At 58.2% G+C, this 10,853-nt stretch carries 10 protein-coding genes and 1 pseudogene; all 11 read right to left on the minus strand.

The window, feature by feature from the left end; all coding sequences use genetic code 11:
* Window positions 1-477: 477 nt before the first annotated feature.
* Window positions 478-825: pseudogene (locus Q0Z71_RS16850) on the minus strand (response regulator); the annotation flags it as partial.
* On the minus strand, window positions 818-1,006 hold the full coding sequence (locus Q0Z71_RS16855; RefSeq protein WP_118426141.1) for a helix-turn-helix domain-containing protein: 189 nt from the start codon (window positions 1,004-1,006) through the stop codon (window positions 818-820). The gene Q0Z71_RS16855 and the pseudogene Q0Z71_RS16850, both read right to left, overlap by 8 nt.
* 23 nt (window positions 1,007-1,029) lie before the next feature.
* A complete protein-coding gene (locus Q0Z71_RS16860) occupies window positions 1,030-3,876 on the minus strand; it encodes a SpaA isopeptide-forming pilin-related protein (RefSeq protein ID WP_298025289.1) in 2,847 nt (948 codons plus the stop codon).
* A 154-nt stretch (window positions 3,877-4,030) separates the two neighbouring features.
* Window positions 4,031-4,798 (minus strand): class D sortase, encoded by a 768-nt coding sequence (locus Q0Z71_RS16865; protein WP_298025292.1) that lies wholly within the window; start codon window positions 4,796-4,798, stop codon window positions 4,031-4,033.
* A complete protein-coding gene (locus tag Q0Z71_RS16870; protein ID WP_298025295.1) occupies window positions 4,795-5,703 on the minus strand; it encodes a hypothetical protein in 909 nt (302 codons plus the stop codon). Before Q0Z71_RS16870 ends, Q0Z71_RS16865 begins: the two co-directional genes overlap by 4 nt.
* A 103-nt stretch (window positions 5,704-5,806) precedes the next feature.
* Window positions 5,807-6,214 carry a DUF3846 domain-containing protein gene (locus Q0Z71_RS16875; RefSeq protein WP_298025297.1) on the minus strand — a complete coding sequence of 136 codons (408 nt, stop codon included), beginning with the start codon at window positions 6,212-6,214 and terminating at the stop codon, window positions 5,807-5,809.
* A 73-nt stretch (window positions 6,215-6,287) separates the two neighbouring features.
* Window positions 6,288-7,082 (minus strand): Fic family protein, encoded by a 795-nt coding sequence (locus tag Q0Z71_RS16880; RefSeq protein WP_298025300.1) that lies wholly within the window; start codon window positions 7,080-7,082, stop codon window positions 6,288-6,290.
* A gap of 363 nt (window positions 7,083-7,445) precedes the next feature.
* A complete protein-coding gene (locus Q0Z71_RS16885; protein ID WP_298025303.1) occupies window positions 7,446-8,312 on the minus strand; it encodes a hypothetical protein in 867 nt (288 codons plus the stop codon).
* A gap of 24 nt (window positions 8,313-8,336) precedes the next feature.
* On the minus strand, window positions 8,337-8,954 hold the full coding sequence (locus tag Q0Z71_RS16890) for a PcfB family protein (protein ID WP_298025306.1): 618 nt from the start codon (window positions 8,952-8,954) through the stop codon (window positions 8,337-8,339).
* A 5-nt stretch (window positions 8,955-8,959) separates the two neighbouring features.
* Window positions 8,960-9,424: a hypothetical protein gene (locus Q0Z71_RS16895; protein ID WP_298025308.1), complete on the minus strand. Its 465-nt coding sequence runs from the start codon at window positions 9,422-9,424 to the stop codon at window positions 8,960-8,962.
* Window positions 9,342-10,760, minus strand: a complete 1,419-nt coding sequence (locus Q0Z71_RS16900; protein ID WP_298025310.1) for a relaxase/mobilization nuclease domain-containing protein — start codon at window positions 10,758-10,760, stop codon at window positions 9,342-9,344. Before Q0Z71_RS16900 ends, Q0Z71_RS16895 begins: the two co-directional genes overlap by 83 nt.
* Window positions 10,761-10,853: the final 93 nt, after the last annotated feature.

Below are 10,853 nucleotides of genomic sequence, written 5' to 3' on the forward strand. Positions count from 1 at the left end.
AATTGGCGATTTTCGTCCGGCCGAAATTGGCTGTTTTCTCCCGGCAGAAAATGGCTAATTTCTCCCGACTCTAACAGCAGAAAGCTATTCGAGCGCAAAAAACGCGGTATTCAGTTACATTGTGACAATTTTCGCACTGACTATTAAACGGGGGCGGCTGGGTAAACGGGCTTTTTTTGACGATAGTGCAAATATCGTCTGAATTTGTCGGCAGTCAATGTGTTTCATGGCGGCTCCCTCCTAAAGCCGCCGTGTCAGCGTGTAGTCGTCACTCCTTTGTCAAGGGCATAAGAAACGGCGGCCTTGATTTTGTCAAAGCCGCCGTAAGTGTGATTAGGGCATGATGATTGCCTGCTGAACGACGGCTTTTTTTCTTTTGCCGTCGTCCGGCAGGTAAAACTAATTATTTTGCTTTCCTGTTCAGCCCTTTCAGAATGAAAAGCGCCAGAGCAGCACAGGCCAGCAGAACTATGATAGGGAATTGACGCGGGCCATCAGCTCGTTAATGCCGAAAGGTTTTGTCAGGTAATCGTCCGCCCCCAGCCGCAGGCCGGAAACCTTATCTTCCTCGTCGCTTTTGGCGGTCAGCATCAGCACCGGCACATTATTTTTCTCCCGGATTTTCTGCAATACCTGAAAGCCGTCCATACCCGGCATCATCACATCCAGAATAATCAGGCAACAGGTGCCTTTGTTTTCTCCCAGCAGCCGTAAGCCCTCTAAACCGCCATGCGCCACCACCGCAGACAAGTTTTCCTGTTCCACGCATTTCTTCATCAAGGCACAAAGTTCCTTATCATCGTCTATAATCAAAACACTATTCATGTTTCAAAGCCCTCCCTTGCTTTGTCCTGCCATCCACCGGCTTTTTGGCATCTTTGGGAATTAACCATAGTGTTGCCATTTTCACAGCGCCGGGAATACGGCCAGCTATGCAGTAATAGTTTATTTGACGGGCGGAAACGCCCCATTTTTCGCCAGCTTCTTTCAAAGTCATGTATTCCATCTCACATTCCTCCAATATATCCATTATATTTCTTGATCTCGAAGAATACAAGATGCAAAGCGTGTCGGAATTATGAATTTAGGCAGAGGGCAAAGCCTCTGCCTAAAAACTAATTGTAAATCAGTTCGTCTTGAATAATTTCCTCCGCCTGCGCTTTCAGCGTATTCATCAGCCCCATACTGGATCGGGTCATGGGTGATAGAATTTTCCTTCTGTACGGTGACAGTGGGCCGCTTGTGGTTTTCAAAATACACCGTCCTGTCCCGGTTGGGATAGAGGGTGACAAGCTGGCTGGGGGCGTCTGGGAGGTAAGGAGACGGGACCGACTTCTCAATCACCTCATAGACCGCGGGCAGGAGGTTGGAGACGGTGGCGGAGCCGTCCGGCCCGGTGGTCACTTCCGCCACACTATGGCCGTCCGCGCCTTTCACCAGAAACACAGTCCCCTCGATAGGGGCCCCGGTGTCAGCGTCCCGTTTCACCACAGTCAAATTGGGCCGCTTGTCATTTTGCAGACAAATTGTGCTGTCTTTACCGGGAAACAGTTCTACATGGTACTCTTTTGGGTCCAGCAGGTGATCCGATACCGTAGACACCTCTTGCAGAGAATAGACGCCAGGCTCCAGGCACTCCCAGCAGATTTCACCTGTGCTGGAAGTGGTGCGGTCCAGATACCGGGAGCCGTCCTCGATTTTAGCCAGACGGTAGGTAACGCCGCCCAGAGGCGTGCCGTCCGCGCTCTCCTTATATAAATGCAGCGAGGGCAGTTTGGAATTGGTAAAAACAAATTGCGCCTGGTCCCCGCCGTCCAGGTGGATGATGCGCTGGGCGTCGTCCACGGTATAGCCGGGGCACTCTAATTCAGTTACTACATAGGCGGTATCGGCGGGGAGTTTACCCAGGTCGATGGTCCCATCCTCCAGGGTGGTGTATTCCACCGGACCGAAACTGCCGTCCACCGCCTCGAATCGAAAACGGGCGTTGGCAATCGGCTGGGAGAGGTCGGCACTGTCCACCTTGATTAAATGGATGCCCGGCAGCCTGTCATTGAAAAATACCAAGGACTTGATGCCGTCCCCGGCCTTCAATTCCACCTCCTGGGGGGTGGTGTCCAGCACATGGCCGTCCCCGCCGGTGTCCCGTTCCTCGGCCCGGTAGGTCCCAGGCTGGCAGTTAGTGAGCAAAATCTGACCGAACTCGTCCGTCTGGAAGATGCCCAGGCTCTCGGCGTCCCGGAAAATCTCGAAGGACACATTGGGCATGAGGGTCATGGTGCCCCGCTCATACTTGGTGACACGCAAACCGGGCAGCTCCTGATTGACGATGGTGGCGCTGGATTCCTCTCCTGCCACAACAGCCACGGTCTGCACTGTGTCCGTGTCCGCGATCCAGCCCTCAATTCCGGCCAGTTCCTTGACCTCCCAGCCGCCGGGGGCCAGTTCGTCAAAGACGATGACGCCATTACGGGTCTGGCCCGTCCGGGTCTCCCCGGTCTCAATGTGCTTGATCTGGATGGTAACGCCGGAGAGGGCATCGCCGGTGTCGCTCCGTTTCTCCACCCGCAGGGAGCCATAGGGAGCGTTGGTAAAGGTCACGATAGCGGTCTTGTTATACTCCACATCGACGTGCTGGGTGGTCTCCTCCGGGAGCAGGTGATACCGGGGCGGGATCTCCTCCGTCACGGTATAATGGCCCTCCAGGGTTAGGGGGATCAGGACCGTCCCCTCCGGTCCGGTGGAGTAAGAGCCCACCTTGCGGCCCTCCGGGTCATACACAGAACACACAGCCCCCTCCAGCGGGGTCTTTGTGCCCTCCTCCAGTTTCACGATTTTCAAACGGGTCTCGCCCGGTACATCCGCCTCGCTGTCCGTGTAACTGCTGACAGCGGCCAGGTCTAACCGCGCATTGTTGTCCAGGTCGCAGATGTAATTCTGCAAATTGCCGTACTGGTCCTTCTCCTGGCACACGGCGTACATAGCCGCGTACTGGGCCACAGATGCGGAGAGGGAGAGTTGGACGTTTCCGCTCTGGCCCGCCACGCTTTCAGTGGGGTACAGCACCTTGAACTGCCCGGCATAGCCGTCGCTGGTAGGCTCGGTGGTGACAGCGGTGATCTCGTTGTTATCCATGTCCACGATCTTCGTGCCCTCCGGCACGGAGCCGAGGTCTGCAAAGGATACGGCTACATCGTAGTCGTACACCCATGTCTCGCTCCAGACAGTGAACACCTGCTGTTTGTATTCCTCGCCGCCGATGGTCACGGGGTAGGCCGCGGAGGTCTCCGCCGTGGCGGTCATGCGGGGGGTGAGCATATAGTTATAGGTGGTGCCACGCTTGTAAATGTCCTTGGCGGCGGCCAAGATGCGGTTTCCAATGTCCAACTCGTTCCCGGAGAGGCCGGAGGCCACCTTCAGGTTGGCGATGTTCCAGTTGGGCAGGAGATAGCACCACAGCGCCATCTTGGTGGCGTAATACGCCTGGTATTTGTTGTCCAGTTTCAATTCTCCCAGGCTGCGGTGGGGATAGCCGTTGGAGATAATACCAACCACCTTGGGGTCACTGGACTTCTCCTCGGCCAGATACTTGATGCTCTCGCCGGGGCCCACGGTCTGGGGGACGCCCTTTGTGTTTGGGTTGACACAGTAGGCCGGAGCCTCCTTCTGCTGGCCGTCATTCCCTTCATAGAGAAAATAGGTGTAGATCTGCTTTCGGACGGTGCCGTTGATGGACAGATACCCCAGTTCATACTCGCCGTTGTAGATGTTCACCTCGCCCAGTGCCGCCTCCGGCGTGTCCGCGGCAAAAGCAGCGGTGGGCAAGATGCCCAGGACCGTCACAAGGGCCAGAAATAGGGATAGCAGTTTTTTCATATTGCCTCCTAAAAATGGGCAGAAGGAGGCTGTGAAAAAATCAACACCTCCTTCCACAGCAAAAGTTTTGTAAAATGTAAAAATATGGAAATTGAAAATGCAAAAAAAGAAGGGCGTCAAAAGTCCCCTCAAATTGAGGGAAGATTTTGACGCCTCAAGCCTCCACGGCCTGGACCATCCAGCGGTAGTCCCGCTGGTCCCGGACACAGGTAAAAAGTGTGAGCCGGTTATCGCTGGTGGCGGCGGTGCCGCTGGTGTCGGTCTCCTTCACCTTCTGGACGCTGACCACCTCATAAGTCCGTGTGCCCAGCTTGGTGGTCCAGGTGATGGTATCCCCCGGCTCTAGGGTGTGGAGCTTCCCGAAGTGGTTGTTCACGCCGCGGTTGTGGGCCGCGATGCAGCAGTTTCCATCCCACAGGCTGGTGTCCTCAAAGTGGCCCGCGCCCTTGGCTAAGGTCTTGCTGCTCGTGCCCTCGTACACCTTGACGCTCAAACCGATGGCGGGAATTTTGAGGGTGCCCAGGTGCCCGCCGGAGTAGTAGAGATCGCTGGTCACATCCGTCCAGCCTGTGGCGGTAGTCCCGGTCCAGCCGGAGTGCGTGCTTACCGTGGGATAGGTGACACTTCCCACCTGGGAGACCAGCCCCCCACCGTCCAAGGTTCCGGGGACCAGATTAGGGGTCAGGGCCGCGCCAGAGCCGGGGAGGTAACTGGTGGGACTGCCAAAGTCGGGCGGGATCAGGGCTGTATTTTTGCTCCGGTCCACATTGGGGTCCTCCTGCTCATAGATCGTGCTGTCGCTGGTGGGCCGGGCAAACAGGTAATCGTCCGGGGCGTCCATGGTGTATTCCAGGGCGCTGGCCGGAGTGATGCAGACAGCCGCCAGCATGAGGGCGGCCAGACAAAGGGTTTTCAGCCTCATTTGTTGTACTCCTTCCACTCTTTCTTGGATTTGTACTTTTGAAGCAGGAAGCGGCCCAGGAATACCAGGCCGACAACGCCAGCCCCGGCGGGCAGGACCAGCAGCCAGCGCCAGTCAAAGCCGCCGCCCTCTGCGGCAGGCTGTGGGATAGCGGTCACGGCCTCCTGCTCCTCTGCCAGGCCGAAAACGGCGGTATAGAGCACGGTCCCGCTGGTAGTCTTGGTCACTTCCCCGGCGTAGTCCGCCATGACGGTGTAGCCGGTGGCATATTTGCTGGAAGCGGTGCCGGTATAGGTGGCAGCAGCATTGTAGAAGCCCCCAGCCTCCTGCCATTGAACATCCGCCAGTGTGAGAGTGCGCCCGCTGTCCTCAATGGACTTGGGCACCAGGGACACATCCGCCTCGGAGAGATTGGGATAACTGCGGGTGGCGGAGACATTTCGGGTGGACGTGGCATAGCCGGACGCCTCCACCTGGATGCTGGCGGTGTCCAGGGTGAGGAGGCCGGTATAGCCGTCCTCCGTGACGGCCTCACAAGTGGCGGCCAGCAGGGGCATGATCTCCTCCATGTCCTTGCTCTTGCTGTCCAGGGTCACGGTCTCGGTGTAATACTTGCTGTCCGTCTCCGTCTGGTCCTCCTTGACAATATCCAGCAGAGTATAGAGACAGCCGGACCGCTCAAAGTCCCCGGTTGGGATGAGGGCCGGGTCATCCATGGGCGAGAGTTCGTAGGTCTTGCTGATCCTGGGCTCGGCCCGATCCCCCTCCGTGTACTCCAAAACCTCCACGGGATAGAGAGCGGCAGGTCCGGCGGACGGCGCGGGGGTCTCGGCGGCCATGGCCGGACAGGCCAGGGTGCAGGCGGTCAGCACCGCCAGAAACAGAGGCGCGGTGCGTTTCTTCATGTGGGTCAACTCCTTCCATAAAAATCGCTCAGAAAGTGCCCTGAAATTGAGGGTACTTTCTGAGCCGGGGAAAACTTCTTATTGACTGTTCGGCCTGTTTCAACTATCGCTCTCTGGGGTCAGGCGGGTGGCGCCGGTCGGGAGGGCGGTCTTTCCGGCGGGGAGGGACTTTCATGGTAATCAATTCATCTCCTTTCACACCAATCAGAAGCTCCGCATGATGGAATTTCTTTTTGTAGATCTGTACTTGTTCTGGGGTTAAGGAACAAAAGTTATCCGCCTCGATGCCGCAAAGGAAAAAGGTGCCGCAAATCCCGCCATATCCCCCCTCCACGCTCCGATTAAAGGGAAGGCCCAAAAGAAGAGATTCCTCATTACAGACAAGGGCCACTGATTCTTTATAAGGATAGATGGCTTGTATCAAGCCTCCTACTACCGCCTGCATTTCCTGAAGTCCATGTATTTCTTTTTCATAAGGGACACGGCCAGGCTCTACGATTAAGACATTCAAAACGTACCACTCCTTTTCATAGGGGCAGATTTGGAAAAAGAAAAAGTCCCCTCAAATTGAGGGGACTTACGGGTTATCGCTCCGGGGCGTCTTTCTTCCGCTCCGGGAGTTTGATGCGGAACATCCGGCAGTAGTCCTTCTGGGCCTCCAGTTCACATTCACAAATGAGTTTGATGAAGGCGGCGTCGCTGGGGCCTTGGGCCCGCTGGGCCTGCTGGAGGGCTGTAATATAATCATGGCGCAGGATGGGTGGGATAGAGACCACGCAGTAGCCCCTGTTCACCAGGATCAGATTCATCAGGAGCCGGGCGGTGCGGCCGTTGCCGTCCTGGAAGGGGTGAATATCCACCAGCCTCCGGTGGGCATAGGCGGCCAGCAGGACCGGGTGTGTGGCATCCTTCCGTTTATTCAGATCCTCCACCAGCCCGGCCATAAGGCCCGGCACCTCCTCCGCCGTGGGCGGGACATACTCCGTGCCGGTGATGAACACCTGGCCCTCCCGGTAGCGTCCGGCGTGCTCTGGGTCAACGCCGCCATAGAACAGTGCGTGCAGGCGGAGTATATCTTCCTCACAGAATTGCAGAGGCCCGCCTCTGGCGGTCTCCAGCATATAGTCATAGGCTCTGGCGTGGCCGGTGGCCTCGTAGCAGTCCCGGATGGGCTTGCCGCCCACGGTGATACCATCCTCCAGGAGCACCTTGGTCTCGGAGAGGGTGAGCGAATTGCCCTCCAGGGCGTTGGAGGTATAGGTCATGCCGATGCGGAAGTAGGCGTCCAGTTCCTTCACCTCGTCCGTGGTGAGGGGGCGGCGCTCCCGTATGGCCTGGGCGTATGCGTCGATACGGTCTAATAAAGCGTTGCCGCTCATACAGTCACCTGCCTTTGAAAAAATGTTCAAAAATATTATATCATGGGGAGCGGAAACAGGCAACGGGAAACCTGGGGCCAAAAGTCCCCTCAATTTGAGGGGACTTTTGAACGGCGGGCCCCGCCTTCGGAGAGGCCGCGGCAGACGCACCCGTTCCCCACACTGACAAAAGCCGCTGTCAAGCGGCTTTTGGGGCGTCCTCCCCTTGGAGACCGCATAATCCGGCGGACGGCCCCGGTCAAGGCCCGCCCAGTCCGCAGACTGGGCGGCTCGCGGGCGATTGCCCTGGCAATCGCTCGGCCTTGACGGGGGACGGCGGGCGGATTAGTCTCCCCCACGGGGAGACGCCCCCGGTCTGCGGCCTTACCGGCTGTGGCGCTGGGGCGGGATGCGGCTTCTCTGCTGGGGGGTGATGTTCCGTTCAATGGAGCCGCCAAACTGCTTGCTCATCCCCTGGATCTGATCCAGGGCGCTCCGCCGCTGCTGGGGGTCCCAGCCCTCGTATAGTTCCTCCAGACGGGACAGGTCCGGCGTGTCCCTTTTGATGCCGAACTGGCGGCACAGGATGTAGGAAATGCTCTGTGCATCCAGGTCCACCTCCTCATGGTCATAGCCGGGATTGGCCCCCTTGGCGTGGATGCGGGAGTGGGCCACCTCAGCGGCGATGGCCGCAAACGCCTCGCTGTCTGAGAAAGCGGGATTGACGGCCAGTTCCATATTTTTGCTGTCATAGTAGGCGGCCACGGGCAAGTCGTGGTCGGTGGCCACGGGAACGACGGAGTAGTTGAGGATGGCGCGCAGGGCAATGCTCATTTCCTTGCTGTCATCCCTCAACTGCACTTTCTTCGGTTCGCGTCCCTGGGTCTGGCGGATGTCGTAGGCGTCTGTGAGACGATACCCCCGGCCCAGGGTATTCCGGGCAAAAATCTTGACTCCTTTGCTTCGCTCCTGGTCTATCACGCCCCGATTCAGGGTTTTCCACCGTTCCGCCGTACCGAATACGGTGGCCTCCGGGTCCTGGAACATGACCAGGGCGATGTTGCCTGCGCTGTATGTTGGGTTATCCCCCTGCATATCCAGGTACTTCACATACAGTTCCGGATTGCTGGTAATCTCCTCCACTCCGGCATCTTGCAGGGAGATGGTGTTCTCCCGGTCCGCCTGCATTTCCGCCCTCCATTGGGTGTCCTGCTGGGACTTTTCAGCGATGATTGCTTCCAAATTTGCCATAATGATGTTCCTCCTAAAACATATTCATCTTGATTTTGGTATAGTTTTTCCCTTGACCTGTGGGGCCCTGCCGGTCTCCCGCATCCCTTCCGACGCCGCCCGCAGGGCCTCCAGGCGGGACTTGACGGATGGTTTCTCAGTAGTCTCCGTCGTCCTCGTATCCGTACTCCTCGTCTGCCTGGCTGTCGAGCCACTCCCGCGCTGTGGTGAGGAGTATTCTGGCCGAGCGCGGGGGGCGGCTTTTTTTGGCGCTTCTTCCTCCTGTTCCTGGGCGGGGGCCGGGTAGCCCCTCTGTTCCAGGTAGTGGTTGACCAGCGGCACATAGTCCACATTAGTCACAAGGTCCACGATCCCGCTGGTGGAACGGGTGTCTTTAATCACGGAGAACAGCACATTTTTCTTGGCGTAGGCCCGGAAGTCTCCCAGGTCGTTCTCTTTGATGTGAAAGGTCTTGAGCTCCCGGCCCGTTTGAAGCAGCCGGGCCATGTTGGCCTTGCCGTAGAGTTTTTTGTTGTTTTGGGACAGGGCCAGCAGAAAGGCGGCCAGGTTTTTGCTCCCAGCCGCCAGCATTTTAACAGCAGCCTCGGTGAGCTGGATGCTCTCCTTTACCATCAGGTCGGCCACTTCACCGCTGTTATCCATCTTCTTCACCTCCCGGTTTTCAAATATTGAATGACCTCCAGAATGGAACAATACTGAACTTTTTGGAGATACCGCTTTTTCAGCAGCTTCAAGTGCCGCTCCCGCTGGGGCCCGGTAAGGGCGGAAAACGTCTCCACGCCGCGGGCAGCCTCCCGGTAGTCCAGCAGGGTCACGCTCCCCCAGGGCCGTCCGCCCACAAACTTCTCCACATGAAGGAAGAGGGCGAGCACCGGCCACCCGGCCCGGTCCTGAAAGGCCAGCCAGCACAGATTTTCATAACTGCCCGGCTCATAGACACGGGGCGGGTCAAACAGCCAGGACCTCTCACGCCGGGCCAGAAACAGATAGTCCGCCGCGCCGCCCTGTTGCAGTTTGAGCAGATCCAATTCAAGGCTCCCTGCCTCGGTGGGCTGATAGAGCGGTATCAATCCCAGAATGGCGGTCAGGTCCGCGTGGAGCAGTTTTTTCATAAGGACGCCTCCTTACATGGTCTGGGCGCTGGGCTTCCACCGTCGCCCGGACCTTGGGGATGTCGCCCTCGATGCGGGCGCATAACTTCAAGTCCCGGCGCAGCGCCCGCAGGTGTGTGGTGATTTGTTCGATCTCCGCCTGGATTTCCCCGCCTCCGTCTCCCCGCCGCTTCTGCCGGTATAACTCTCCGCGCCGTTCTGTGAGGGCGTCCATCTCCGCCTGTATCGCGTCATACTGCATGGAGAGCTGGGCCGCTGTCTCGATGCGGTTTTTGCGTAGATACTGGAATTGCTCTTGATAGCGGTCCAGTTTCAGCAGTTCCTCCCGCATAGAAAATGCCGTCCGGTTTCCCGGACGGCGTTTCGGATATGCTCCCAGCAGGCAAAGGTATTGGAAGCAGAGGGCTTGAAAGCCCGTGAGTTTCCTTGGGCGGCGGGGTATCCCACCCCGCACCCGATACCGGATGCCTGGCTCCAGCAGACGGAAAAAAGTAGTGGGGGGAGAGTCCGGCGGGGCCTCGCCGGAACGGACGGCGGCAAGCCGAGCCTGTATGTCCGCCTCGGTATAGCCGTCTTTCAGGCTGTCCAGACGGATATACCCTTTCCCACCGGGGGGAAGGATAGCGGTGTGCTTGACCCTGGGGCCGGTTTTTACCCGATACCCCATCCGCCGCAGTTGGCTGAGGAAGGACTGGTAGGTGTAGGCTTGCCGGATGGCCTCGTCCACGTCACGGCGGATCAGGTCCCGCACGGTGGCTTTGCCCTTCCTAGCCGCCTCCCACTCGGCCCGGCTCACCGGGCCGCCCAGGGGCTCACTGGGCTCAATAATGGACAGCCCGTGTTCCCGGCAGATGGCGTCTGAGGTTCCTCGGATGCCCACACCGTCCCCGCCGTAGTAGTCCTTCAGTTGGTCCCGGTACATGGCCCCATCCACAAAGGAGACGGAATTAAAAATGATATGCGAATGTAAATGCGCTTTGTTCAGGTGGGTGGAAACGATGGCTTCATAGCGGTCCCCTAGCAGGCGCCGGGCAAACTCCACGCCCACGGCATGGGCCTGGTCCGGCGTCACCTCGCCGGGGGCGAAGGACTGGATGATGTGGTAGCCCTTTCGTTTCCGCCCCTCCTTGCCCCAGCGCCGCTTGGTGTCCATCATGTCGGCATAGACCCTTTCCCGGTCGCAGTTGATGGCGGTCTCGAAACAGGTCTGTTCCGTTTTCTCCCGGTCCAGGGCATAGTCGATAGCGGCCTCCAGGGAAGTCTTTTCCGGGTCCTGGGTATAGCCCACACACTTGTCCAGGCGGTTGTGAATGACTAAAATCTTGGTGTAGGCCATTACAGTGTGTCCCGGACCAGACGGACCGCCTGACGGACCAGCCGCGCCGCCTCCCGTATCTCGTCCTGGGTGGCCGCGCCTCTAGCGTTGGCT

The sequence above is a fragment of the uncultured Dysosmobacter sp. genome, from assembly GCF_947631635.1.
GTDB lineage: Bacteria > Bacillota > Clostridia > Oscillospirales > Oscillospiraceae > Oscillibacter.